The sequence below is a fragment of the Jatrophihabitans sp. genome (genome assembly GCF_036388195.1).
Lineage (GTDB): Bacteria > Actinomycetota > Actinomycetes > Mycobacteriales > Jatrophihabitantaceae > Jatrophihabitans_A.
In genome coordinates this window covers 1-24,576 of the sequence record NZ_DASVSG010000176.1, presented here as the reverse complement: position 1 = coordinate 24,576, position 24,576 = coordinate 1, and the positions used below count along the sequence as shown (strand labels likewise).

The 24,576-nt window shown below is 70.5% G+C and carries 28 protein-coding genes; 18 read left to right on the top strand and 10 right to left on the bottom strand.

Annotation, left to right across the window (positions count from 1 at the left end; genetic code table 11):
* Window positions 1-4 precede the first annotated feature (4 nt).
* A complete protein-coding gene (locus VF612_RS18035) occupies window positions 5-385 on the top strand; it encodes an SRPBCC family protein (RefSeq protein ID WP_408661242.1) in 381 nt (126 codons plus the stop codon).
* Between the two features lie 73 nt (window positions 386-458).
* Here VF612_RS18035 and VF612_RS18030 read toward each other — a convergent pair whose 3' ends face one another.
* The 4 genes from VF612_RS18030 to VF612_RS18015 all read right to left on the bottom strand — a co-directional run bounded on the left by VF612_RS18030 (window position 459) and on the right by VF612_RS18015 (window position 2,755).
* Window positions 459-644 carry a hypothetical protein gene (locus tag VF612_RS18030; RefSeq protein ID WP_408661241.1) on the bottom strand — a complete coding sequence of 62 codons (186 nt, stop codon included), beginning with the start codon at window positions 642-644 and terminating at the stop codon, window positions 459-461.
* Between the two features lie 71 nt (window positions 645-715).
* Complete coding sequence (locus VF612_RS18025; protein WP_408661240.1) at window positions 716-1,399, bottom strand: DUF6766 family protein; 684 nt, start codon at window positions 1,397-1,399, stop codon at window positions 716-718.
* Window positions 1,400-1,482: 83 nt separating this feature from the next.
* Complete coding sequence (locus tag VF612_RS18020) at window positions 1,483-1,884, bottom strand: hypothetical protein (RefSeq protein WP_408661239.1); 402 nt, start codon at window positions 1,882-1,884, stop codon at window positions 1,483-1,485.
* Window positions 1,885-1,987: 103 nt separating this feature from the next.
* On the bottom strand, window positions 1,988-2,755 hold the full coding sequence (locus tag VF612_RS18015; protein WP_408661238.1) for an ANTAR domain-containing protein: 768 nt from the start codon (window positions 2,753-2,755) through the stop codon (window positions 1,988-1,990).
* Between the two features lie 594 nt (window positions 2,756-3,349).
* On the opposite strand from VF612_RS18015, the gene VF612_RS18010 reads away from it, so the two are divergent.
* The 3 genes from VF612_RS18010 (at window position 3,350) to VF612_RS18000 (ending at window position 6,355) form a co-directional block, all read left to right on the top strand.
* The gene (locus VF612_RS18010) at window positions 3,350-4,042 is read left to right on the top strand and encodes a TetR/AcrR family transcriptional regulator (RefSeq protein ID WP_408661237.1); all 693 of its coding nucleotides are present in this window, start codon (window positions 3,350-3,352) and stop codon (window positions 4,040-4,042) included.
* Window positions 4,043-4,167: 125 nt separating this feature from the next.
* On the top strand, window positions 4,168-6,066 hold the full coding sequence (gene malQ, locus VF612_RS18005) for a 4-alpha-glucanotransferase (RefSeq protein WP_408661236.1): 1,899 nt from the start codon (window positions 4,168-4,170) through the stop codon (window positions 6,064-6,066).
* Window positions 6,067-6,124: 58 nt separating this feature from the next.
* The gene (locus tag VF612_RS18000; protein ID WP_408661235.1) at window positions 6,125-6,355 is read left to right on the top strand and encodes a CDGSH iron-sulfur domain-containing protein; all 231 of its coding nucleotides are present in this window, start codon (window positions 6,125-6,127) and stop codon (window positions 6,353-6,355) included.
* A 15-nt stretch (window positions 6,356-6,370) separates the two neighbouring features.
* Here the strand turns inward: VF612_RS18000 and VF612_RS17995 are convergent, their stop codons facing one another.
* Together VF612_RS17995 and VF612_RS17990 are read right to left on the bottom strand one after the other, a co-directional pair.
* Window positions 6,371-7,321: a glycosyltransferase gene (locus tag VF612_RS17995; protein WP_408661234.1), complete on the bottom strand. Its 951-nt coding sequence runs from the start codon at window positions 7,319-7,321 to the stop codon at window positions 6,371-6,373.
* A gap of 35 nt (window positions 7,322-7,356) precedes the next feature.
* Window positions 7,357-8,379 carry an iron-containing redox enzyme family protein gene (locus VF612_RS17990; RefSeq protein WP_408661233.1) on the bottom strand — a complete coding sequence of 341 codons (1,023 nt, stop codon included), beginning with the start codon at window positions 8,377-8,379 and terminating at the stop codon, window positions 7,357-7,359.
* Between the two features lie 308 nt (window positions 8,380-8,687).
* Between VF612_RS17990 and VF612_RS17985 the strand changes: the two genes are divergently transcribed.
* Together VF612_RS17985 and VF612_RS17980 are read left to right on the top strand one after the other, a co-directional pair.
* Window positions 8,688-10,451: a GH25 family lysozyme gene (locus tag VF612_RS17985; protein WP_408661232.1), complete on the top strand. Its 1,764-nt coding sequence runs from the start codon at window positions 8,688-8,690 to the stop codon at window positions 10,449-10,451.
* Between the two features lie 103 nt (window positions 10,452-10,554).
* The gene (locus VF612_RS17980) at window positions 10,555-11,475 is read left to right on the top strand and encodes an NADP-dependent oxidoreductase (protein WP_408661231.1); all 921 of its coding nucleotides are present in this window, start codon (window positions 10,555-10,557) and stop codon (window positions 11,473-11,475) included.
* Window positions 11,476-11,491: 16 nt separating this feature from the next.
* On the opposite strand, the gene VF612_RS17975 is transcribed toward VF612_RS17980, so the two are convergent.
* Together VF612_RS17975 and VF612_RS17970 are read right to left on the bottom strand one after the other, a co-directional pair.
* Window positions 11,492-11,656 (bottom strand): hypothetical protein, encoded by a 165-nt coding sequence (locus VF612_RS17975; RefSeq protein ID WP_408661230.1) that lies wholly within the window; start codon window positions 11,654-11,656, stop codon window positions 11,492-11,494.
* 156 nt (window positions 11,657-11,812) lie between these two features.
* On the bottom strand, window positions 11,813-12,787 hold the full coding sequence (locus tag VF612_RS17970) for an alkaline phosphatase family protein (protein WP_408661229.1): 975 nt from the start codon (window positions 12,785-12,787) through the stop codon (window positions 11,813-11,815).
* A gap of 305 nt (window positions 12,788-13,092) precedes the next feature.
* Here VF612_RS17970 and VF612_RS17965 point away from each other — a divergent pair, with 305 nt between their 5' ends.
* The gene (locus tag VF612_RS17965; RefSeq protein ID WP_408661228.1) at window positions 13,093-13,299 is read left to right on the top strand and encodes a hypothetical protein; all 207 of its coding nucleotides are present in this window, start codon (window positions 13,093-13,095) and stop codon (window positions 13,297-13,299) included.
* 24 nt (window positions 13,300-13,323) lie between these two features.
* On the opposite strand, the gene VF612_RS17960 is transcribed toward VF612_RS17965, so the two are convergent.
* A complete protein-coding gene (locus tag VF612_RS17960) occupies window positions 13,324-13,743 on the bottom strand; it encodes a CBS domain-containing protein (RefSeq protein WP_408661227.1) in 420 nt (139 codons plus the stop codon).
* Window positions 13,744-13,986: 243 nt separating this feature from the next.
* On the opposite strand from VF612_RS17960, the gene VF612_RS17955 reads away from it, so the two are divergent.
* Window positions 13,987-14,346, top strand: coding sequence for a hypothetical protein (locus VF612_RS17955; protein WP_408661226.1), 360 nt, complete (start codon window positions 13,987-13,989; stop codon window positions 14,344-14,346).
* Between the two features lie 715 nt (window positions 14,347-15,061).
* Window positions 15,062-16,456, top strand: coding sequence for a class I adenylate-forming enzyme family protein (locus tag VF612_RS17950; RefSeq protein ID WP_408661225.1), 1,395 nt, complete (start codon window positions 15,062-15,064; stop codon window positions 16,454-16,456).
* Here VF612_RS17950 and VF612_RS17945 read toward each other — a convergent pair.
* Window positions 16,387-17,067: a 4'-phosphopantetheinyl transferase family protein gene (locus tag VF612_RS17945; RefSeq protein WP_408661224.1), complete on the bottom strand. Its 681-nt coding sequence runs from the start codon at window positions 17,065-17,067 to the stop codon at window positions 16,387-16,389. The two genes, VF612_RS17950 and VF612_RS17945, sit on opposite strands and share 70 nt — an antisense overlap.
* A gap of 16 nt (window positions 17,068-17,083) precedes the next feature.
* Between VF612_RS17945 and VF612_RS17940 the strand changes: the two genes are divergently transcribed.
* The 9 genes from VF612_RS17940 to VF612_RS17900 form a co-directional block, all read left to right on the top strand.
* Window positions 17,084-17,353, top strand: coding sequence for an acyl carrier protein (locus tag VF612_RS17940; RefSeq protein ID WP_408661223.1), 270 nt, complete (start codon window positions 17,084-17,086; stop codon window positions 17,351-17,353).
* Window positions 17,353-17,595: a hypothetical protein gene (locus VF612_RS17935; RefSeq protein ID WP_408661222.1), complete on the top strand. Its 243-nt coding sequence runs from the start codon at window positions 17,353-17,355 to the stop codon at window positions 17,593-17,595. Before VF612_RS17940 ends, VF612_RS17935 begins: the two co-directional genes overlap by 1 nt.
* Window positions 17,588-18,679: a beta-ketoacyl-[acyl-carrier-protein] synthase family protein gene (locus tag VF612_RS17930; protein WP_408661221.1), complete on the top strand. Its 1,092-nt coding sequence runs from the start codon at window positions 17,588-17,590 to the stop codon at window positions 18,677-18,679. The genes VF612_RS17935 and VF612_RS17930 overlap by 8 nt, the downstream gene beginning before the upstream one ends.
* The gene (locus tag VF612_RS17925) at window positions 18,676-19,206 is read left to right on the top strand and encodes a beta-ketoacyl synthase chain length factor (RefSeq protein ID WP_408661220.1); all 531 of its coding nucleotides are present in this window, start codon (window positions 18,676-18,678) and stop codon (window positions 19,204-19,206) included. The genes VF612_RS17930 and VF612_RS17925 overlap by 4 nt, the downstream gene beginning before the upstream one ends.
* 136 nt (window positions 19,207-19,342) lie before the next feature.
* Window positions 19,343-20,443, top strand: a complete 1,101-nt coding sequence (hppD, locus tag VF612_RS17920; RefSeq protein WP_408661219.1) for a 4-hydroxyphenylpyruvate dioxygenase — start codon at window positions 19,343-19,345, stop codon at window positions 20,441-20,443.
* A gap of 2 nt (window positions 20,444-20,445) precedes the next feature.
* Window positions 20,446-21,351 (top strand): phytanoyl-CoA dioxygenase family protein, encoded by a 906-nt coding sequence (locus VF612_RS17915; protein ID WP_408661264.1) that lies wholly within the window; start codon window positions 20,446-20,448, stop codon window positions 21,349-21,351.
* A 13-nt stretch (window positions 21,352-21,364) separates the two neighbouring features.
* Window positions 21,365-22,306, top strand: coding sequence for an alpha/beta hydrolase (locus VF612_RS17910; protein WP_408661218.1), 942 nt, complete (start codon window positions 21,365-21,367; stop codon window positions 22,304-22,306).
* Entirely contained in the window at window positions 22,303-23,397 is a 1,095-nt protein-coding gene (locus tag VF612_RS17905) for an alpha-hydroxy acid oxidase (protein ID WP_408661217.1), read from the top strand. The genes VF612_RS17910 and VF612_RS17905 overlap by 4 nt, the downstream gene beginning before the upstream one ends.
* The coding region (locus VF612_RS17900) for an aminotransferase class I/II-fold pyridoxal phosphate-dependent enzyme (RefSeq protein ID WP_408661216.1) at window positions 23,394-24,576 on the top strand (1,183 nt) is incomplete at its 3' end. The genes VF612_RS17905 and VF612_RS17900, both read left to right, overlap by 4 nt.

Sequence of the window (24,576 nt, the reverse complement as noted above, 5' to 3'; positions counted from 1 at the left end):
CGGCATGGCGGCGCAGTCCAGGTACCTGAGCATCCGGATCGACCGTCCGGCCGCCGAGGTCTATGACTACGCCCGCCAGCCGGCGAACCTGCCGCGCTGGGCTGCCGGCCTGGGCAGCTCGATCGAGCTGGTGCAGGGTCGCTGGGTCGCGGAGTCACCGCTCGGCCGGGTCGTGGTGGAGATGACCGAGCTGAACCAGCACGGGATCCTCGACCACTGGGTCACCCTGGCCACCGGTGAGCGCTTCTACAACCCGATGCGGGTGATCGCCGACGGCGAGGGTTGCGAGCTGGTCTTCACCCTGCGCCGGCGGCCCGACGCCAGCGACGCCGACTTCGACCGGGACGCCGAAGCCGTGGCCGCCGACCTGGCAACCTTGAAATGACTGCTCGAATCGCGCTGAGCCGCTGTCCCCGATGAACCGCGGCAGCCCGGCCGCGGGCCGGCGCTGCGCAGGCTCAGTCGCCGGCCAGCTCCTCGGCCGAGGCCTTGGCCGCCTCGACATCGGTCGTGGCGCCCTCGGACTCCCGCTCGAAGACGTCGCTGTACTTGAGGTCGCTGGCCGTCTGCCCCGCCACCTGCCGGACCATCTCCTCGTCGCTGAGCCCTTCGCCGGCCGGGTGCACGTTCGCCTCGTCGCTCATCTGCCCTACTTCCCCTCAGGTGTCCTTGCTTCGAGGTTAGCCGGGCCGGCTGCGGAACTCCCAGCCCCCGGTTACGGATCCTCGGCGGTGGCGTCATGTGCCGCGCCGACCAGCTTGGACTCCGGCGACCCGCGCTGCCGGAGGTAGATCGCGAAGGCGGACATGGACGCCACCGCCAGGAACTCCGACTGCCAGTTCTGGAACGTGCGGTTCCAGAAGTCGGCCGAGGTCAGGTAGCCGGACCAGCTCAGCGCGTCCTGGTCGCGGTTGAGCAGCTGGCCGTTGAACGCGGCCCGGCCGGCGATCGACTGCGCCAGCAGCGCCATGGCGAAGAAGAACGTCATGATGGCGCCGAGGGATCGGCCGTAGAGCGCGGTTCGCCAGCCGCCGGCCCGCGCCCACGCCGGCGAGTCCGGCTCGGCGTAACGCCCGATCTTCTGCTCCCGGTCGGTCCCGCCGCCGATCTTGCCGAGGCTCTTGGACTCGCTGGAGCCGCGCTGCACCAACCAGGTGGTGGCGACGATGTAAAGGGCGAACTGCAGGTATTCCGATTGCCAGTTCTCCGCGACGTCCACCGCGAACTCCGACGACCTCAGGTACTGGGCGACGCTGAGCGTCGCTCCGCCGGTGGCCCGCTGCTCGCCGTTGAGTTCGGCCACCCCGGCGAAGGCCTGCCCGATCACCGCGCCCAGGAGCAGGCCCAGGAAGGCGAGGGTGAGCCCGTTGTCCCTGAGGTAGCGGCCCACCCGGCTCATCGGTGCAACACCCCGATCAGCAGGACGTAGCTCAGGCCCAGGAAGACGAAGGTGGCGAGACCGAAGAACAGCGATCTCATCCCTCAGCCCTCCACGTCGCAGTTGTATGCCGCGCCCGGTTGCGAGTGGCAGCCGGCGGCTCGGACCTGCCAGCCGACCTGGAGCCGGCGCAGGAACACGGTGTCGCTGCCCAGCTTCACCTGCGCGGCGTCACCCCAGATCTGAACGTGGTGCACCTCGGCGCCGCTCTCCTCGATGCTGAGCACCGCGGTCGGGCAGGGCACGTCGGTGGCGCCGGACACCGACTCCTCGGCTTCGGAGGTCAGCAGGTCGCAGGCGTCCTGGCCGTTCCTGTCCTCGACGGCGGTGACGAAATCGACGGCGACCCGTTGCACCTCTGCCCGCTCGGTGCTGCCCGCGCACCCGGCCAGACCAGCCGTTGCCACGATCGCTGCCAGGCCCACCCGCAGGCTTCGGCCACTCACACGTCGCTCCATCCGGTCAGCTCGGGGCAGGTCACCCCAAGTTCACACCGGCACGGCCCGTCACCTGTCGCGACACGCCGGAGAGCTGTGGCGTCGCGCCCGGTCAGCGCGCCAGCCGAAGGTGCTGTGCCCGCCGCGGTGGGCGGGGTGTCGGCCGAGGCTCGAGCAGTTCGACGCCGATCGGCCGTTCGAGCTCGCCGGTCTCGATCACGTCGGCCGCGATCGAGACGATCTTGCGATGGGCGCGCTGGCTGGTCCGGCGCAGCAGGTCGAAGGCCTGGTCGCTGGTCAGCTGATGCCTGGCCATCAAGATGCCCATGGCGGCGCCGATATCGCGGTTGCTGTCCAGCGCCCGGTGCAGGTTCTCCGCCTTGGCCACCAGGTGTTCGCGCTGTACCAGCGCGACCGCGCGCTCTACCAGCAGGTGCCCGATGAGCAGATGCGCCAGGGTGGGACGCACCCCGTGGAAGCTCATCGTGAGGGCTCCCCGGTACGGAAGCTGGCCTTCGACGACCATGGGGTTGATCGGCACCACCACGGTGTCCCCGTCCACCACCGCCCCGCCGAAGTCGGCCACCTGAGGCCTCCTCGAGCAGGAGTCGTCGTGGCCGGCGCACTGCTCGTGACCGTTGCTGTCGGCAACGCGGAAGCTGATCTGGCAGGGCTGCTGTCCGGTGATGCTGAGCCAGACGGTGCTGGCGTCGCAGAGCCGGGGCACGACCACCCGGGTGAGGCTCTTGAAGACCGGGACCGGGTCAGCCGCCGGGGTCAGCCGGCGCATCAGCTTCGACAGTTCGGCCGAGGACGAGGTAACCGCCGGACGGGCCGTGGCGGAAAGCTGTTCGGTAAGGGGAGTCGACAAAACTGTCATGGTTACCTCCAGACCTTAGTCCGCACCTAACGCCGAATTGCTGTCTTCGCGCTGAGTGCAAGGGCTGTCTGGTTCGAACCCAGGCACAGTCTAAGTCACTGCGAGTGAGCGTGCAGTTAAATTGCTGCAATGTAGGGATGGGGTATAACTACAGAAAACCATCGATATGGTCGATGCCGAAGTGACGGTGCCAGGCCGATTCGTCAGTTAGTCGTCGACGCAACTATCCAGCAAACGCGGGCTGGCCGGATCACCTGCGGCCTGCATGCTGGCTGCTATGAATGGGTCCACCCGGGCTGCGCAGCGCGGCAAGCATTCGTGCCAAGGGTGACATCCCGGCCCAAAGAATGCGCTCTGGAATTATTGCAAGCGAAAGCATTCATCCGGCGCAGTGATATCGGAATTCGACGCTCCCGGCGGAACGCATCCGGTTTCGGGATAACCCTGGCGATGTTGAGCCTGCTTGGGCAGGGCAGTCGACTTGTCGTAGCCGCGCCTTCTCAGAACGCCTCCTCCGCGACGCGGCAGGAGCACTGCTCTTCTTCCCTGCCGGTGCTCATGGCACGCGGGGCCCGTGGCATGCATAGTGAAAGGGTGATTCAGCCAAGCGCGCGGGCCAGGGTCCGGGACGAGCTCACCCGGGAGATCAAGGAGACCGCCCGGCGCCAGCTCGCCGCGGATGGCTCCGCCGGGTTGTCGCTGCGGGCGGTCGCGCGGGAGTTGGGCATGGTGTCCTCGGCGATGTACCGGTATTTCCCGAGCCGGGACGACCTGCTCACCGCGCTGATCGCCGATGCCCACGATGAGGTGGGCAGCGTCGTGGAGGCAGCCGAGGCGGCCGCCCGGCGGCGGAGCCTGCTGGGCCGGTGGCTGGCGGTGACCGGCGCCACCCGGACCTGGGCGCTGGCGCAGCCCCAGCAGTACGCGCTGCTCTTCGGCAGCCCGGTTCCCGGTTATCAGCCGACCGACGCCACGATCGGCCCTGCCGCCCGGATCCCGCTGCTGATGATCAAGCTGGTGAGCGATGCGGTCGCGGCCGGCCGTGGTCCGGTGGCCGATGGCCGCCCGATACCTCGCGCCGTCCGTGCCGACCTGAAGTCGTTGCGCGCCAGCGTGGCGCCGGAGTTGACCGAACAGCAACTGGCCCACACGGTGTTGGCCTGGACCGAGCTCGTCGGCAGCATCAACTTCGAGCTGTTCGGCCACCTGAAGGCGGTCACCTCCGACTACCAGAGCTACTTCGACTACCAGATGCAGGGTGTCGGCCAGCGGCTCGGCCTGGCGTGACGGGCGCCGCCGCAGCGACGGATGGCCGGTCGCAACCGCCTGAGCCGGCCAGGCATACTGCAGGTGCCGGCCCGGTCCGCAACCCTTGGCAGCTGCCGGCCGCAACGATCCCGAGGCCCTAGCTGATGATTTTGAAAGAGCCGAGTCAACCCGTCGCGCAGACCTATCTGGACTCTGCCGGAGCCGAGCACACCATCGACCCGGCGACCGTCGACCGGCTGCGCCGGACGCTGGGAGCGCCGCCGGCCGGAGCGCAGGACACCGGCCCGATCGTGGCGCGGCCCGGCCAGCAGGTCCCGGCGAGCGGGCAGGTGCGGCTGGAGGCTGGCGGCACCCTGGAGATCGACGGCGTCCTTCCCGAGGACTGCCCGCTGGGCTATCACATCCTCAGCACGCCGGGCGGTGAGCGGCGGCTGATCGTCGGGCCCGGCCGCTGTCACCTGCCCGAGCAGCGTGCCTGGGGCTGGACCGTCCAGCTGTACGCGGTCCGGTCGCAGCTCAGCTGGGGGATCGGTGATCTCGGCGACCTCCGGACGCTGACCCGGTGGGCGGCCGAACAGGGCGCCGGCTTCGTCCTGGTGAACCCGCTGCACGCGGTGGCACCCACCTTCCCGCAGCAGGCGAGCCCCTACTTTCCGACCAGCAGGGCCTTCCGCAACCCGATCTACCTGCGCGTCGAGGATGTGCCGGGAGCGGATCGGGTGGACCTGCGCGACTTCCAGCAAGCCGGCCGGGCTGCTGCTGCAGGTGCGCTCATCGACCGGGACACGGTGTGGCGGATCAAGCGCTCGGCGCTGCACCGGGTGTTCTCCCAGGCGCCTCCGGACAGCCGCTTCGCGGCGTGGCGGTCCGATCAACCCGATGCCCTGCAGCGCTTCGCGACCTGGTGCGCGCTGGCCGAGCAACACGGCCCGGACTGGCGGGCATGGCCGGCCGAGCTGCGTGATCCGGCCGGCGCGGCGGTGGTGCGGTTCGCCGAGGAGTCAGCCGCGGCGATCACCTTCCATGCCTGGCTGCAATGGCTGATCACCCTGCAGCTGGCGGATCTGACGCCGGGCGTGGCCGTCATCCAGGACCTGCCCATCGGGGTGGATCCGAACGGCGCGGATGCCTGGGCCTGGCAGGAGGTGATGGCCGACGGCGTCTCGATCGGAGCTCCGCCGGATCCGTTCAACCTCAGCGGCCAGGACTGGGGGCTGCGCCCGTTCGTGCCGTGGCGGTTGCGCCAGGCCGACTACCAGCCCTTCATCCAGGCGATCCGTTCCACGCTGGCCGCTGAGGGCGGGCTGCGCATCGATCACGTCATGGGCCTGTTCAGGCTGTGGTGGATCCCGGAGGGCAGCGCCCCGACCGAGGGCAGCTACGTCCACTACCCGGTGCACGACCTGCTCGAGATCGTGGCGCTGGAGAGCGTCCGGGCCCGCGCGGTGGTGGTCGGGGAGGATCTCGGGACGGTGGCGCCCGGCCTGCGCGAGGAGATGGCGGCCCGCAACATGCTGTCCTACCGGCTGCTGTGGTTCGAGGAGGAGCCGCCGCCGGACTGGCCGGCCACCGCGCTCGCCGCGGTGACCACCCATGACCTGCCGACCGTCGCAGGGCTGTGGACCGGCGTCGATCTCGAGGACCAGCGCGCCGGCGGCCTGGACGCCGACGCGGCCAGCACCGAGCAGCTGCGCGATCATCTGGCCGAGCTGACCGCCGTGCCCGCCACGGCCGGCCCCAGGGAGGTCATCGCCGCGGCCTACCGGACCTTGGCGCAGGCCCCGTCGCGGTTGCTGGCCGCCACCCTGGAGGACGCGGCCGGAGCCGAGCTGCGGCCGAACCTGCCGGGCACCACGCGGGCGCAGAACTGGTCGTTGCCGCTGCCGCTGCCGCTGGAGGAGTTGCTGACCGCGGCTGACCCGGCGGCCATCGCCCGCACGCTGGACCAGGCCTGCCGGGCAAGCGCGGCCGCGCCGGCCGGACGCCCGCACTCCGCGGCACAGCACGAGGACCCGGCCGTCCAACCGGCGGCGTCGGGCTGAATGCCGGCACGGCGATTACGGTGGAGGTCGACTACCGGGCGAGCGAGGGGGACGAGACATGACGGAGGTCGGTGAGCAGCCGGGGGAACCGCAGGCGACCATCACGCCGTACCCGGACGGGCCCCTGATCGTGCGAGGCGACTTCGAGCTGTGTGAGCTGGACGGCACCCCGATCCCGCGCAGCGGCCGGGCGGTGGCGCTGTGCCGGTGCGGGCGCTCGGCCCTGAAACCGTTCTGCGACGGCAGCCACAAGCTGGCCGCCGCCAACGGGCGTCCCGGGCCCGGCTGAGGTCGCGTCCGTCCGTCAGCGCCGGCGCAGCTCCGCGACCGAGTGGGCCGCCCGCCAGATCCGGCCGCCGGAATAGCTCACGCCGCCGAACAGCACCCGGTTCGCCAGCGCCAGCCAGGAGCAGACCGCGCGTTCGGCCAGCCACGCCGGGGTGAACCAGACGGCCTCGGCGGGAAAGACCACCTGGCCCCGCCCCCGGCGCCGGCCGATCTCGGCCACCCCCATCGCCGCGCCCAGCAGCGCCGCCAGACGGGCAGGTCGCCGGGCCAGCAGCACGAACGCCGGCAGCAACGCCAGCTCGAGAATCATCCGGCCGGGTTGGGCGAAGCTGTCGTAGGCCTGTCTGACCCGCTGCCGGACGAAGTGCCCGGTGCTCGGCGGCAACCGGCGCACGTACAGGTCGGGCATCAACCGCTCCCGGCCGCCGGCAGCGCGGATCGTCCGGATCAGCTCCAGGTTCTCGAACAGCACGTCGCCGTCGTAACCGGCCGCCCGCAGCTGCGGATTCAGCCGCACGGCAAGGGTTCCGGGAAAGTCGGCCCCGATGAACGCGCGATTGAGCAGCGAGCGGGCGGTGTCCCAGCGGGCATGCCAGGGCAGCGGGCGGAAGTAGTTCTGCGGGCGCACCAGCTCGGCGGTGTCCAGCGCCAGCTCCAAGCGGTGCAACTGCGCCGGCTCGTAGCGCACGTCATCGTCGGCGATGACGACCTTGTCCGAGCCGCACAGCCGGAAGCCGGTCACCACCCCGTTCACCTTGCCGTTGCGGAACCGGACGTCCTCGGCCGGCCGGACATGGGTGACGGCGGACTCCAGCAGGGCCCGGTGCGCGTCGAAGACCTCCTGCGGGGAGCCGTCGACCACGATCACCTGGGTTGAATGGCTCAGGTCGTTGAGGTAGTCCGCCAGCTCGCCGATGTCACGGCCGCGGTCTGCCTTGATCGGCAGCAGGTAGTTCAGGCTCATCATGGCGCGCGCTCACCTTCCGGTCGGGCTGGTCGCGATCACGACAGCCCGGCGGTCAACGCGGCCGAGCCGACGGTGCGCAGCGACGAACGCCCCGAGGCCCAGCAGTTCAACAAATGAGCGGCGAACAGGTTGTCCAGGTGTAACGCGCACGCGGCGCCGAAGAGGACGTCCTCGGCCAGGTCCGGCTCGTCGGCCACCAGCGAGCCACACAGGTCATGGGCGGCCAGCTGCTCGTGCAGCGCGTCGGCGGTGACATGCTCGTCGTAGAACCGGGTCGTCGCGGCATCGCCGCCCAGCCGGCGAAGGCCTTTTGCGTAACGGCGATTCGGCGTCGAGGACGTCATCTCGAAGGCGGCCAGGTGCCCGACCAGCGCGCCGCGGTGCTCCCGGTGCAGGCCGAAGAACGACATCAGATTGCTGATCGCCAGGGTCACCCCCGGCGCATGGTCGAGGTAGCGGCCGTAGCTGTCGTCCAGGCCGAGGCCACGCATGGTGGCCCGGAACAGCTCCGAGTGCATCCGGCCCACCGAGCCCGCGCCGTACTCGTCGGACTGGATCTCCACCAGCGCCGCCTTGGCCCTGCCACGCAGCCGCGGTATCGCCCAGCTGTGCGGATCGGCCTCCTTCAGGTGGTAGATCGAGCGGTGCGTGACGAACTCCCGGAACTCCTCGGCGGTGGCGCTGGACTGCAGGTGCCGCGCCAGCTCCGGTCCGGTGTCGGCGTCGATCAGCGCCCGCAGCCGGTCGGCGATCGAGTCACCGGCCGGCATCGCCGCCGGCACGCAGCTGCGCAGCGCCGAGTCGAACCGGGCCTCCAGAGCCTTGGTCCAGGACATCAGCTCCGGATCCCACTCCCAGCCGGGCTGGGCATCGGTGAATCCGGCGTAGTGCAGCTCGTAACAGACCCATAGCCCTAGCTGCAGATCGTCGTCGCCCAGCGCCGTGGCGGGCGGATCGAAGGCCAGGCCGGCGCCGAAGAGCTGAACGGAGCCGGCCGGCTGGCGCAGCGCGGTGAGCAACTCCTCGGTCAGCGGCCCGCGAGCCTCGGGCAATCTCACCGGGCACTGCCGATAACGCAGTGGCGATCGTCTGACAAGGCTACGGACATCGGTGCCATCCTGACGCAAGACCGGCGGGACTGGCGAGAAGCTCGTGGTCGACCGCAGGGCAGGTTCAACGCTCTGTGTCGAGCGGGCCCTCATGCTAACCCACCGACCGCATGCCCGGCATCGGACGCGACGCTGAGCGGGGACGTCCGATACGAGGTAGCGTCGCCGTAATTAAGCCGAATCGCCTGGTTCGACTGTCCAGCGGAACGGAATAACCGTCCATACTTGTGCGCCGCGTCGCCTGGCCACTCCGTCCAATGCTGGCAGCCGTCAGCGGTTTCTGCCTGATGGTCGCGCTGGCGTCGGGGCCGTCCGCGCACGCGGCACACCGCGCCACGGCGAACCTGGCCGCCCCAGATACGGCCAGCAGGGTGCTGGCGAGCATGACGCAGGCGCAGCGGGTGGGCCAGCTGTTCATGGTGGGCACTCCGGCGGCGTCGGTGAGCAGCCAGACCGTGACCGACATCCAGACCTACCACGTCGGCAATGTGATGTTGACCGGCCGCAGCACCGCCGGAGTCGCCGCGACCGCCGCGGTCAGCGCATCGCTGCAGTCCAAGGCGACCCTCGCCGCGACGGCCGGGGTTCCGCTGTTCATCGCCACCGACCAGGAGGGCGGCCAGGTCCAGGTGCTGCAGGGCAGCGGGTTCTCCAGCATCCCCGCCGCGCTCACCCAGGGCGGCTATGCCACCAGCACGCTGCGGGCCGACGCCAAGGTCTGGGGCTCGCAGTTGAAGGCGGCCGGTGTCAACGTCAACCTCGCGCCGGTGCTCGACACCGTTCCGAGCGCCGCCTTCGCGCCGCGGAACAAGCCGATCGGCTACTACCAGCGCGAGTACGGCTACGACCCGGCCACCGTGTCGACCAAGGGCATCGCATTCGCCCAAGGCATGGCCGACGCCGGCGTCGATGCGACCGTCAAGCACTTTCCCGGCTTGGGCAGGGTGACCGCCAACCCGGACGTCAGCAGCGGCGTGACCGATTCCCAGACCACCCGGACCGATCCCTACCTCACCCCGTTCGCCAACGCGGTGAACGCCGGCGCGCCGTTCCTGATGATGTCCACCGCCTACTACTCCAAGATCGATGCCGCGAACCCGGCGGCGTTCTCGCCCACCATCGTGACCGGCATGGTGCGTGGCGACCTCGGCTTCAACGGGGTCATCATCAGCGACAGCCTGGGCGCGGCGCAGGTGCAGGCATGGCCGCTCGGTGACCGGGCGATCAACTTCTTCAACGCCGGCGGTGATCTGGCGCTGATGAACGATCCGGCGATCCTGCCGGCGATGTACAACGCGGTGCTGCAAAGGGCGAACTCCGACGCGACGTTCAAGGCCAAGCTCGACGCCTCGGTGCTGCGCATCCTCACCGCCAAGGAGAACCGGGGCCTGATCGGCCGGGGGATGGACGTCTCCAGCGTCCAGGGCAACGTCGGCTGGCAAGGCGCCTACAACAACGGAGCCCGGTTCGCCTACGTCAAGGCCACCGAGGGGACCAGCTACACCAACCCGTACTTCGCCCAGCAGTACAACGGCTCCTACAACATCGGCATGATCCGCGGCGCCTACCACTATGCGCATCCGGGATCCTCGACCGGTCTCACCCAGGCCGAGTACTTCCTCGCCCACGGCGGCGGCTGGTCCGGCGACGGCAGGACGCTGCCGCCCGCGCTGGTGCTGCAACCAGGGGCGAGCGCCACCTGCTACGGATTGACCGCGGCCGGCATGGTCAGCTGGATCAAGGCCTTCTCCGACGACATGCACACCAGGACGAGCAAGTACCCGATGATCTACACCACGTTCAGCTGGTGGAACACCTGCACCGGCAACTCCAGCGCCTTCGCCGCCACCAACCCGTTCTGGATCGCCAGCTACGGCTCCACCCCGCCGGCCTCCATCCCGGCCGGCGCCGCCACCTGGACGATCTGGCAGAGCGCCTCGTCCGGACTGCTGCCCGGCGGCCAGGACCGGTTCAACGGCAGCTTCGTCCAGCTGCATGCGCTGGCCGCCAATCCGGACTGACCGGCCGAGAATCCGAGCGGGCCGGGCGCCGGTGCCGGAATAGCGGCGGCCGGATCCCCTGTTGCGGCTGAGTCAGTTCCTTCCGGCCAGAAGAGGTGTGCTCGTGCCCACGGTCTTTCGCTTCACCCAGTACGGCGGTCCGGAGACCCAGGAGTTCGCCGAGGTCGACACGCCGCGTCCCGGGCCCGCCGAGCTCCTGGTCCGAGTGCGGGCGGCGGGGGTGAACCCGGTCGATCACAAGGTGCGCAGCGGCAGGTTCGCCGCCAACGGCGCTCGCGAGCTGCCGTCCGAGTTCGGCAGCGAGATCTCCGGTGTCGTCGAGGCGATCGGCTCCGATGTCGAGGGCTTCTCCGTGGGCGATGAGGTCTTCGGCTGGCCGGCGCCCGGTCACGGGGCCTTCGGCGAGTACACCGTCACCAGCGTCGGGACGACTGCGAAGAAGCCGCCGCAGCTGGGTTTCCTCGATGCTGCCGCGCTGCCGGTCGCGGCAGCCACCGCCTACGACGGCGTCGCCCAGCTGGGCCTGTCCGCCGGGCAGACGCTGCTCATCACCGGCATCGGTGGCGGGGTGGGGGTGGCCGCCGCGCAGCTCGCCCGCAACGACGGCATCGCGGTGTTCGGCACCGGCAGCGAGGGCAAGCGAGCCCTGGTGGAGTCCCTCGGCGCGACGCTGATCCCTTACTCCGACGGTCTCGAGCAGCGGATCAGGCAGCTGCTGCCCGACGGCGTCGATGCGATCTTCGACCTCATCGGAGCCGACGCGCTGGCAGCCGTCGCCGGCCTGGTCAAGGACCCGGCCAGGCTGATCAGCGCCGCCGACCCCACCGGGGTGACCCGATTCGGTGGCGCGCCGATCCGCCGGGATCGCAGCGTCCGCGTGCTTGACGCGGTGGCCCTGCTGGCAGCCGAGGGAAAGCTCGATCCGCACGTCACCCAGGTGGTGCCGTTCGAGCAGGCGCCGGCCGCGATCGCCGCGGTGGAGTCAGGTCACCCGCTCGGCAAGGTGGTGCTGCAGGTGGGCTGAGCCGCGGCGCCAGCGATCACCAGTCCTCGTCATCCTCGGGGACGGCAGCATGCTGTTCCAGCACATCGGCCGGGTTCGCCGCGTCGAGATCGACAGCCGGCGGGTCGTCCCGCTCGTAGTCCTCGGCGCCGCCGTTGGGGTTGGCGTCCTGCAGCTGCTCCAGCCGGTCTGCTTCTGGCACTTCGAGTCCGAAATCCGCCTCTGACACGTCGCCTGCCTTCCTGGGGGTTCCTCCGGGCAGAGACGGTGCCCGGGCCGCTGTACTCCCACCAACCTTGATTCTGCTAGGTCGCCGCGAATGCCGTTCAGCCGGCTCAGCTCTCAGCCGGCTCAGCTCTCAGCCGGCCCAGATAGCGGTGAGCGGCGCAGCCCTGGCGGCATGGCCGAAGGGCGTGAGCCGGTAACTGGCCAGCAGGGTGGCCAGCAGGCCGTAGTGGTCGATCCGGACGTTGTACCGGCCGGGACGCACGTGTGCGCCTACGAACAGGGTGGCGATCCGGTTGCCGTGGCTCTTGTCGTCCTCGTCGGCGGTGATGATGAGCAGGCTGTTGTGAGCAGTGCTCCAGTCGGCATAGCCGCCGAGGTGCGTCCGGAGCCATCGATCACCCTGGGCCACCGTGCCGTCATGCATGTCGTTGTCGAGGTTGGGAATGACGAAGGAGACGGTGGGCAACCTGCTCAGGTCCTGAGGGAAGGCTGTCATCGGCTGGTTCACCGACTTCGGCAGCGCGCCGAAGTTGACCCATGGATTGTGCTTGCGGGCATAGGCGCCGGAGCTGCATCCGGAGAAGCCGGTTTCCGGCAGGTCCTCGGAGTAGCCGATGAAGCTGTGGCCGGCGGCCAGCAGCGCCCCGGCCAGGTTCGGTCCGGTGTAGTTGTGCGGGCACGAGTTGTCGGTCAAGCCCTGGGTGGAGCCGGAGAACAGGGCCAGGTAGTTCGGCTGGCTGGGATAGGTGATGCCATATGAGCGGGTCAGCACCGCGCCGCGGTCGGCGAGGGAGTTCAAGTACGGCGCGCTGCTGCTGCCGATGATCTGGCTGAAGGCGTGATTCTCCAGCACCACCACGACGATGTGGTCGAAGCGGGGGACGGCGGCGGCGGCCGGGCTCGCTGTCCTGCTCCGGGTGCTGGTGGCGGGCCCGGGCACCGGTGCGGTAGCCGAACCCGGCGCCGGCGCGGTAGCCGAGGTCGGGCCGGCGGCGGTCCGGGACGCTGCCGGCGGGGCGTTGGCCGCCGGCTTCGGCGCGCCGCCGCTGCAACCGGCCGTCAGCGCGGCGGCCAGCAGCGCGGCCAGCGCGAGGGCCCTCGGCATCGTCCGTCAGCTCCCTTCGCTGACCTGGCCGCCTCGCTGGGACGGCGGCGTCCGGATCCCGGGCGGGGTCTTAGCTGCCTCCACGCTACAACCGCGGCGGCCCTGCCCGGGATCGAGCCGGTGCGCGCTGGGACGGTGATGGTCCGACAGCAGCCGCTAGGATGGAAGGACGTTCGGCCACGAGCTTCGATCTGTCTCGCAGTGGCCGCCCGGCGGCGCTGCCGCCTGGAGAAGAACCGTTACGTGATGTCCTTGCTTGTCTGTTCCCGGCCGGTCCCGATCTGCTGTTCCACCGGTGGTGTCAGGTGATTCCGGCCTGGTTGGTGCTGCTCAGCGCGCTGGTGGTGATAGCCGACGTCCTGGCCGTCGCCATGTTCATCACCCGGTGGGAGCGAGGAGCCGAGGCGTCCCCACAGGTCGAGGAGGGTCCCGGCACGGCCGGCCGCGATGCTGGCTGGCAGTCCTCGGCGCCAGATCAGGCAGATATCCGGGCCGACGCGCTCAGCAGCTGATGCGCGCCGGTCCGGATCCGGCGATCAGTCGTCAGGAGTGGCAGCGCTGATGTCGGCCAGCGCCGAGTCCTCGTCCCGCTCGATGGCGAGGTCGCCCAGGCTGATGATGCCCACCGCGCGGTCGTTCTCGACCACCGGCAACCGGCGCACCGCATTGGTGCGCATCAGCTGGACCGCCTGGTCCAGCGAGGTGTCCGGCCCGACCGTCTGCAGGTCGGTGGTCGAGCATGCCTCTGCGACCGGGGTCGAGGGATCCTTGTTCTCGGCGACGACCCGGATCGCGATGTCGCGGTCGGTCAGGATGCCGACCACCCGGCCGTTGTCCAGGACGATCACGTCACCGGCATCGGCGTCACGCATGCGGCGAGCGGCCTCGACGACCGGATCCGATATCTCGACGGTCTCCGGATTCCTCGTCATAACCTCGGACACGGTTGTAGCCATGATGACCTCCATCGAGCAGCCGACCCGTCGCCAGCTGGCTACTCGGAAGGATCGGCCGGCCGGCGAGGATCGGCGGATACTGGATCTCTTCTGACCAGGGGAGATTTACCGTAACCCGTGGCCTCGGGGGGCACCAGTGGCGTGAAGGGAAACGCCCGGCGCCTCTGCGCGTCGGACCTCCGCTGGATAGTCTGGACGCTCGGCTGTACAGCCAGCCTCCCTTCGCGCCGGATGGGAACACCCATGACCGACACCTCCTCGCCGAGTTCTGCGGGCCTGCCGCTGCCCGACTACGACCACCTGCCGACGGGCAGCCTGCAACACCGCCTGCGCACCCTGACCCGCGAGCAGCTGCAGGTGATCGCCGACTACGAGCGCCAGCACGCCCACCGGCCGCTGGTGGAAACCCTGATCGAGGCCCGGTTGGCGGAGTTGGACGCCGGCGCCGAACCCTCCGGAGGCGCGCCCGACGCGCTGCAACCCGAACATGCCCCCGCCCCCAGTGGCCAGTCACCGGTCACCCCTGCCACGTCGGGGCCGAAGATGAATCCGCCATCGCAGGGAGTGCCCTCCAACCCCAGCCAACCGCGCCCCACCGGCTGACCCGCCGGCCTGACGGCCCAGCGGGAGACCCTCGTCCGGCGCACCGCATGGTGACGCCGGCCGCCCGATCCGTATACACGCTGTCGTCCGCGATGCGCTGTGCTCGTCCGGCCCGGTGAGCCGTCAATAGAAAAGCGGCTGTCCTTACCCGGATATCCGGTGACTGCCCCGAGGCGGCGGTTTCGGCCAGTAATGGCACCGCGAAGCGCTCGCGCGCAGCGCCGGCCCGATCCGCTGGCTCGACCAGCCGCAGGCGACGGACTCCATGGCCCGTCAGCGTCTGGCCCGGCTCGGATCAGCGTGCCGAGCTGACGCTGAGGTCCGGCTGGCCGCACTCCGGGGAACCGGAAACCGGTGTGGGCAGTGGCCAGGATTCCTAGCGGGAGTTGAGGAGGCGCCCGGCAGCCCTGCTGGATCCTTCATCCGCAGCCCCAGCGCTATCCGAAGCCCTTTTTGTCGAAATTCCGCCAGATGTGTGGCTCGAGAAGCCTTCTGATCGGTGGCGCCCGGACTGGTTCCGTCCCTATCCGCCAAAGGGGGCATCACGCCCTCCGAACTGTCGTGAAAGTCGCACGAGCGGTGACTACAAGCTGAATGACAGCGACGTGGGAAGAGCGTATGGTCTGCGGCGTCCCCTGAACTGTGGAGCCATCTGAATTGCTCGAATTTCGGTACGGCGCGGCCTGCTATCGATAGAAGTTTTTGGAGCCATCGCATGACCATGGAGCAGCAGGCGGATTCGTCGTGGGCGACCGACGCTGGCTGGGTGGATGAGATCCTGCTGGCCGGCCGGGATGATCAGGTCTGCTTCCGCGTGCCCGGCCCCATCGACCGCGGTGAGCTGCGCCGGCTGGTGGCCGACCGGCGCGAGCGGCTGACCGCCGCGGGGCTGCGGCCGGGCGGGGCAGCGGCGCTGCGGCTACCACCCTCGATGGCCTACGTGGCGAACCTGCTCGCGATCTGGCAACTGGGCGCCCAGGCGGTCCTGCTGGACTACCGGCTCACCGACCACGAGGTGGAGCAGGCGCGGCAACGGCTCCTGCCGCAGGTGATCGTCGCGCCGCACCGGATCGCCGGCGGCCTGCGGGTGTTCTTCGAGGTCGAGGACACGATCAGCTCCTACGACCAGGAGCCGGTTGCCAGCGAGCATGCCGTGGTCCAGCTGAGCTCCGGCTCGACCGGGCCGTCCAAGGTCATCGGCCGGACCGCTGCGGACCTGATCGCCGAGATCCGCCGCTACACCCAGATCGACGGGGTGGCGTTGCCGGGGGAGCGGATCATCCTGCTGCCCTCGATGGTGCACGTCCTGGGCCTGGTCGGCGGCCTGCTGTACGGCCTGCATGCCGGCGTCGAGCTGGTCCCGCCGCAACGGCTCACCGGCGACAGCATCCTGGACGCGATCGCAAGCACCGACAGCCCGGCGACGGTGCTGGGGGTGCCGTTCCACATCAGCCTGCTGAGCTCCACCACGCCGGCCCGCCCGCCGCGGCAGCTGCGGCGCATGATCACCGGCGGCGAGCTGGTGCCCGCCGCGACCGCGGCCGGCTTCGTCGACCGGTTCGGGGTCCCGCTGGGCAACATGTACGGGATGACCGAGGTCGGCGTGATCGGGACCGACCTGGACGGCAGCCACCGACCCTCGGTGCGGCCGGCGCCCGGCATCACGGTCCGGGCCCGGGACGGCGAGCTGCAGATCGCGCGCGCCGCCTCGCCCTACCTCGGCCAGGCGGTCTCCGATCGCTGGGCCGATGGCTGGCTTCGCACCCGGGACGCGGGCACGGTGGACGAGGCCACGGGACTGGTGACCATCCTCGGGCGGCTGGACTCCCAGGTCACCATCGGAGGGCTGCAGGTCGACCTGGCCGAGGTCGAGGCCAGCATCGGCGCGCTGCCCGGGGTGGTGGCGGCGGTCGTGCTGTTCGACGAGGCGATCACCGCCTACCTGCAGCTGGAGCCGGGGCACCCGGTGGAGGACGTCGAGGCCAGGCTGGCGACCCAGCTCGCGCGCTACAAGCAGCCGCAGGTGTACCAGGTCTTCGATCAGTTCCCCCGGACGACGACCGGCAAGCTGGTCCGCGACCGTGCGTTGCTGCGCGAGCGGGCCGCATGAGCGACCTCCTCCTGCACGGTGATCGCCGCCGCCGGGCTGCTGCCCGGGCCGGTCGCGACCGCCAGCACCAGGTCCGCCCGCAGCGCCGGATGGGCCAGCCGCAGGCCACCGGGCAGCGACTGGAAGCTGCCGTCGGTCACCGGTGGCAGGGGCACCCGGCGGCGCAGGCCGGCACCTCGCAGCCCGGCGCCCAGCGCCTTGCCGAGCGCCTCCTTCGCCGTCCACAGCAGCAGGAAGGCGCCCGGCTGGTCGGCCGCGGGCTGGCTGCGCAACCACCGCGCCTCGGCGGGGTCGAACCAGCGATCGGCCAGCCGGGTCATGCCGGGCCGAGCCGGGCCCTCGATGTCGATGCCGATCGGGCCGCAGCTGCTGGCAGCCACCGCGACCACGTCCGGCCCGTAGCTGAGGCTGACCCAGACCTGGCCACCGGCCGTCCGGACCACCGGCTGGCCGAACTCGTCCCGGGAGACCGCGAGCTCGGCGGGATCGGCGCCCAGCACCCGCGCGCCGGCCTCGGCCAGCAACCGCTCGACGCCGTCGCGCGAGCGCTGCGGCCAGCTCAGCACCCAGGCATGCGCTGTCTCGGGTCGGTCGCCCGGCGGCCTGGTCACGGAAGGAAGGTACCCAATGCCGGATGACGTCCGGGCGTTCCTCGTCTCCTCGCTGCGGGAGATGAACTACGCCGTCGATACCCTCGATGACGCCACCACGCTGGGGCCGGCGGGCCTGAACCTCGAAACCCTGGCGCTTGCCGACCTGCTGATGCGCGTCGAGGAGCGCTATGACATCAGGTTCGCCGAGGACGAGTCCGCGGAGTTCGCCCTGATGAGCTTCGGCGAGTTGACCGACGCCGTCGTCGAGCGGGTCGCCCCGGCCACCGGCAGCCGGCAGCGCTGATGCCGGATTACCCAGCCCTGCAAAGGGCAGACGTGCTCGCCATGCTGGCCGGACTCGGAACCCGTGGCGCCGATTCGGAGCTGGAGCGGCTGACGTCGATGGAGGTCGCCTGGCTGGTGCATCAGGTCGAGCAGCGCTACGGCGTCGAGCTCGACCTCGATGACGAGGAGCTGGCGCGGTTGCGCACCGTCTCCGATGCCGTGAGCCTGCTGGACGAGTCCGTCCGGGCCCGCCGTGGCTGAGGTGACCCCGGTCGGCATCGCCGGCCTCGGGGTGTTGAGCGCGCTCGGCCGGGGCCCGGAGCCGCAGCTGGCCGCGGCGCTGTCCGGCGCAGCCGCCTTCGGCCCGATCGACCGGTTCGACGTCAGCGGCCGGCGGGTCGGCATCGCGGCCACCCTCGGGCAGGTCGGCACGCTGACCGCCGAGCTGGCCGAGGCGATCGAGGCCGCCTGCGCCGACGCCGGGCTGACCGCGGGGGAGCGGGCCGGCAGCCCGCTGCTGCTGGCGGTGCACGGCCATCCCGGCGCCTCCGACTGTGCGGCCGAGCTTGCCGATCGCGCCGGGCTGGCAGGAGCCGGCCGGGTCTACACCGGCGCCTGCGTGTCGGCGAGCACCGCCGTGGCCGACGCGGCCGCGATGATCGGCCGCGGACTGGACCGGGTGGTGGTGGCAGCCGGCTACCTGGTGGAACCGGATCAGTTCGCCCTGTTCGACTCGGGTCAAGCGCTGTCGGGCGATGGCGCGGTCCGCCCGTTCAGCTCAGGGCGGCAGGGCCTGCTGCTGGGCGACGGGATCGCCGCGGTGGTGCTGGAGTCGACCGCGGCCGCCGCTGCCCGGGGGCACCGGCCGGCGACCGAGCTGATCGGCTGGGGCCGGGCCGGGGATGCCTATCACCCGTGCCAGCCGGCGCCGGACGGCCGGGGCCTGGCGCGGGCGATCGACGCGGCGCTGCAGCGGGCTGACCTGTCGCCGCACGCGATCGGCTACATCAACGCCAACGCCACCGGGACCCCGCTCAGCGACACCGCCGAGGCCGCGGCGCTGCATCGCAGCCTGGGCGATGCCGCCGCCCGGGTGCCGATCAGCTCGACCAAGGCGGTGCACGGCCATGCGCTGGAGGCGTCCGGCCTGCTGGAGCTGGTGCTCACGGTGCTGTCGCTGCAGGCCGGGAAGCTTCCGGTCAACGCCGGCTACCTGGGTCCGGACGACAGCTGCGAGCTCGATGTCATCCTCGCATCCCCCCGGCCGGTGGGCACGCCCTACGCGTTGAGCCTCAACTCCGCCTTCGGCGGCGCCAACACCGCGCTGCTGGTGCGTGCCACATGAGGACCGTCCCCCAACCGGTGATCCTCAGCGAGTACCGGTGGCCGACCGGGCCGGACGATCCGCTGCCGGCGCTGCCCGGGTACGTCGTGTCATCCTTCAGCCCCCTGGTTGCCGCGGCTGCCGACGGATGCCTGACCGCGCACTATGCCGAGCCGTCGGCCTCGGCAGCGTCCCGGCAGCGCACCGCCGTCCTGGTGGTCAGCCGGGGCAACGATGTCGTCAGCGCTGCCCACGTGCGCGACAAGGTCGCGCGCGGCCGGCGGGTGGGCCCGCTGTTCTTCTTCCAGTCCGCGCCCAACAGCGTGGTCGGGCAGGTCACCTCGCACTGGGGACTCGGCGGCCCGGTGGTCTGCATCAGCCCGGTCGGTGACCCGCTCACCGATGGCATGGCCGAGGCGGCGCTGCTGCTGGAGGACGGCGACGCCGATGAGGTGCTGCTGATCCTCGTCGAGCAGGACGACCCCGAGGCCACGGGCTCGACCGACCGGGCCCATGCCCTGCTGCTGTCCAGGGGGCCGACGCCATGACTCCTACCTGTGTCTGCACAGCTCGGCCGGCCGGGCAGAATAGGAGCCTGTGGTCCGGCGCGCCGAGCACCGGCCTGCCGGTAACCGCCGCCGTCTCCGACGTCCAGCCGCACCACCGACCCGAGGGGATCACCCAATGAACATCTTCGGAATCGACCACCTGGAGCTGTATGTCGGCGATGCCCAGCAGGCGGCCTACTACTTCGGCGCGGCCTTCGGGCTGGAGGTAGGCGGCCGGGGCGGTCCGGAGACGGGGCTGATCGGCCAGCGGTCGCTGCTGATGGAGCACGGCCAGGTGCAGCTGGTGCTGACCTCCGGCCTGTACGCCGACCATGCGGCCTGTCACTACGTCCAGCAGCACGGCGACGGCGTGGCGGTGGTGGCGATGCGGGTCGACGACGTGGCCGACTGCTTCGCCGAGCTGGTCAGCCGCGGCGCGGCGCCGATGTCGCCGCCGAGGACCTTCACCGACGGCGCCTCGACCGTCAGCTTCGCCGACGTGGGCGGCTTCGGCGACGTGGTGCACCGGCTGGTGCAGCGCGAGGGCGACAGCTTCCTGCCGGGCCCGATCGAGATGATCGAGCGCGAGCCGGCCGAGCACCCGATGTTCGGCATGATCGACCACCTGGCGATCTGCGTGCCGGCCGGGCAGTTGCAGGCCACCTCGGACTTCTATCAGCAGGTGTACGGCTTCGACCAGATCTTCACCGAGTACATCGAGGTGGCCGGCCAGGGGATGAACTCGGTGGTCGTGCAGAGCCCGTCCGGCGGGGTCACCTTCACCCTGATCGAGCCTGACACGGCCCGGCGGCCCGGGCAGATCGACGACTTCCTGCAGTGGCACGCCGGAGCCGGCGTGCAGCACATCGCGCTGATCACCGACGACATCGTCTCGACGGTGGACCGCCTCGGCCACCGAGGGGTCCGCTTCCTCACCACGCCGAACGCCTACTACCGCAACCTCGAGGCGCGGGTCGGCCCGGTGGACGCGCCCATCGCGGAGCTGGCCCGGCTCGGCATCCTGGTCGATCGCGACCATTGGGGCCAGTTGCTGCAGATCTTCACCGAGTCCACCCACGTCCGGCGCACGCTGTTCATCGAGGTCATCGAGCGGCGCGGCGCCCGCACCTTCGGCAGCGGCAACATCAAAGCGCTGTACGAGGCCAAGGAACGTGAGATGGTGCACGCTCCGACCCCGATGGCCGCCGATCCGGATCCCGAACCGATGGAAGTGTGATGATGTCGAACAGCGAGTTCAGCCTCACCGAGGAAGAGGTGGCGCTGCTGCCCTCCGATTCCGACGTGCGGTTCTATGCCGAACACGGCTGGTACCTGTCCGGCAAGCTGTTCAGCGACGACGAGATCGACGCGCTGGTGGCCGCCAGCGACGACTACTACGACGGCGCCCGCGACCACCAGCTGCCCACCCGGCCACCGAAGCTCGCCTCCTGGGAACCCCAGCACGGCGATGTGCAGCGGCACAACGACTACGTGCACTACGAGAGCGATGCCATCGCCAAGATCCTGCGTAAGCCGTTGGTCGGCGCGGTCGCGGCCCGGCTCGCGCAGGTGCCCGAGATCCGGATCTTCCAGGCCACCATGATCTATAAGCCGCCGGTCCCCGCCGAGCCGACCAACGTGGTGCCCTGGCACTTCGACAAGCACTACTGGGCCTCCTCCACCTCCGAACGGATGCTCACCGCCTTCGTGCCGTTCCATGACTGCGCCCCGGAGATGGGCACCATCACCATGGTCGACGGCAGCCACCGGTGGCGCGAGATCGGCAATGATGACAGCACGGTGCGGCACTTCGCCGAGCGGGACAAGGCCCAGCTGGAGGTCATGCTGGCCGAGAACGCCGCGCACAACGGCGCCGAGGTGGTGACGGTCCCGATGGAGATTCCCAAGGGACACATGAGCTTTCACCACTGCCGCACCTATCACGGCAGCGGCCCGAACGTGAGCGGGCGGCCGCGCCGGGCGATCTCGCTGCACCTGCAGGACGGCGCCAACACCTATCGCGAGTTCCGGCTGTCCGACGGGACGGTCGCCGGGTACAACCACGACACCCTGGTGCGGCGCACTGCTGACGGCCGGCCCGATTACGCCGATCCGGTGTACTGCCCGATTCTCTGGCGCGAGTAGGGCCCGGTTCCGGATGCCCTTGGACCCGCAGGTACGACGCTGGCGCGAGCGCCGGATCGCAGATCAGGTACGGCCGCTGTACACGCTGACGCTCGCCGAGGCCCGGGCGGCCGACCTTGCCGAGATCCGCGCGGGTGGCGGCGCTCCGGAGCCGGTCCACGAGGTGATCGAGCTGACGATGCCGGCCGGTGACGATCAGCTGCCGCTGCGGCTGTACCGGCCGTCCGGCCAGCCGCGGCAGCCGGCGCTGATCTACTTCTTCGGCGGCGGCTGGACCCTCGGTCAGATCGACACCTGCGACGGCATCTGCCGCACGCTGGCCAACGCGGCCGGCTGTGTGGTCATCGCCGTGGGCTACCGGCTGGCGCCCGAGCACAAGTTCCCGGTTCCGGTGCAGGATTGCTACGACGCGGTCAGCTGGATCGCCGAGCACGCCGAGGAGCTGGGCGTCGATCCCGATCGGTTGGCGGTCGGAGGTGACAGCGCCGGCGGCAACCTCGCGGCCGCGGTGACCCTGCGGGCCAAGGACCAGGGCGGGCCGCCGCTGGCAGCGCAACTGCTGGTCTATCCCAATACCTGCTTCGGCGCCGACACCGAGTCCCTCAGGGAGAACGACGACCCCAGCATGTTCAACCGCCGCTCGGTGGACTGGTATTGGACGCACTACCTGTCCTCACCGTCGGACGGGGGAGACCCGCTGGCCTCGCCGCTGCTGGCCGCCGACCATGCCGGCCTGCCGCCGGCCCTGGTCATCACCGCCGAGTACGACCCGTTGCGCGACGAGGCGGAGCAGTACGCGCAGCGGCTGGCCGCGGCCGGGGTGCCGACCGAGCTGAGCCGCTACGACGGCATGATGCACGGCTTCTTCCTGATGTACCCGGTGCTCGACGGCGGCCGGCGGGCCGTCGACGAGGCCGTACGGTTCCTGCGAACACGATTGGGGCTAGTCCGGTGAGCGAGTCGACCCTGGTGTCATTGGATGACTTCGAAGCGGGCGCGCAGTCGGTGCTGTCGCCGGAGATCCGGGACTTCATCGCCGGCGGCAGCGGCAGCGAGCTCACCCTGCGGGCCAACCGGCAGGCGCTGGACGCCGTGGTGGTGTACCCAAGGATGCTGGCCGGCGCGCTCAGCGGCACGGAGGTCACGCTGCTGAACACCCCGATGTCGATGCCGGTCGGGGTCGCGCCGATGGCCTACCAGCGGATGGCGCACCCGGACGGCGAGATCGCGATGGCCGAGGCCGCTCACCAGGCCGGCATTCCGATGATGCTCAGCGCGTTGAGCAGCTCTCCGGTCGAGGAGGTCGCGCGAACCGGCGTCGCGGTCTGGTTCCAGCTGTACTGGCTCGCCGAACGGCGCCGGCTGGAGCAGCTCATCGAACGCGCGGAGACTGCGGGCAGCGCCGCGCTGGTGGTCACCGTCGACGTTCCGGTCCTGGGCCGTCGGCTGCGCGATGTGCGTAACCAGTTCGCGCTGCCGACCCCGGTGGTGGCGGCCAATCTGGCTGCCGGGTCGAGCAGCACGGCGCATCTGTCGCGGGCCGGCGAGTCGGCGATGGCGGTGCACACCCGCGAGCTGTTCGGGCCGCCGTTGACCTGGGCGGACCTGGAATGGCTCCGGAGCCGGACCAGCTTGCCCCTTGCGGTGAAGGGCATTCTCGATCCCCGTGACGCCGGCCGGGCCGTCGCGATCGGAGCCGACGCGGTGGTGGTGTCCAACCACGGTGGCCGCCAGCTCGACGGCGCGCCGGCCAGCATCGCCGCGCTGCCCGGCGTGGCAGCCGAGGTGGGACAGCAGTGCCAGGTGCTTCTGGACAGCGGCATCCGCAGCGGCATGGACGTCCTGCGGGCGCTGGCGCTCGGGGCGGACGGCGTGCTGGTCGGGCGGCCGCTGCTGTGGGCGCTGGCTCTGGACGGCGCCGCCGGGGTGAGGCACGCCCTGTCGCTGCTGAGCACGGAGGTCCACGAGTCGCTGATCCTGGCCGGGTGCGCCGATCCGGCCGCCGCCCGTGAGCTGCGGACGAGCTGGGGGAGCTGCTGCGGATGAGCGCCACCACGGACCGCCTGCGGCCCGGTGAGCTGTCGGCCAGCCAGTTGTTCGGCGCGCTGCAGGATCCGGCGCTGAACTCGATGAACTTCCTCAACGAGATCTCCCACCGCTATCCGGACGCGGTGTCGTTGGCTGCCGGCCGGCCGGTCGAGGAGTTCTTCGAGGTCGAGGCGATCGAGGGCTACCTGCGGAGGTTCTGCCTGCATCTGAAGCAGGATCTCGGCTACTCCGAGGAGGAGGTCCGCCGCACGCTGTTCCAGTACGGCCGGACCAAGGGCATCGTGCACGGCCTGATCGCGGCGAACCTCGCCCAGGACGAGGGCATCTCGGTGGACCCGGAGTCGATCGTGGTCACCGTCGGATGCCAGGAGGCGATGTTCCTGGTGCTGCGGGCATTGCGCGGCAGCGCTTCGGACGTGCTGCTGGCCGTCACCCCCACCTACGTCGGGCTGACCGGGGCGGCCCGGCTGGTCGAGATGCCGGTGTTGCCGGTCGCCGCTGCGCCTGGCGGGGTGAACCTCGATGACCTGCAGCATCAGCTCCGGCAGGCGCGGGCCGCCGGGCTGCGACCCCGCGCTTGCTACGTGATGCCTGATTTCGCCAACCCCTCCGGCGTCAGCATGGATCTCGACGACCGCCGGCGGCTGCTGGCGATCGCCGAAGCCGAGGGCATCCTGCTGTTGGAGGACAACCCGTACGGGCTGTTCTCCCATGCCGATGACCGGCGCCGGCCCACTCTGAAGGCCTTGGACGAGCACCGGAGCGTGGTCTATCTCGGCTCGTTCGCCAAGACCGCGATGCCCGGCGCCCGGGTCGGCTACCTGGTCGCCGATCAGCCGGTGGTCGATGCCGCCGGCAACCGAAGCCTGTTCGCCGATGAGCTGTCGAAGATCAAGAGCATGCTCACCGTGAACACCTCACCGATCGCGCAGGCCGTGGTGGGCGGCAAGCTGCTGGAGAACGACTGCAGCCTGCTGGCGGCCAACGAGCGTGAACGCGCTGTCTATGCCCGCAACATGCGGCTGATGGTGGAGGGCCTGGCGAAGCGGTTTCCGGACCCCGAGCTCGGAGTCCGGTTCAACGTGCCGGTCGGCGGGTTCTTCGTGGTGGTGACGGTCCCGTTCGGAGTCGACGACAGCCTGTTGGAGCGCTCGGCCGCCGACTACGGCGTGCTGT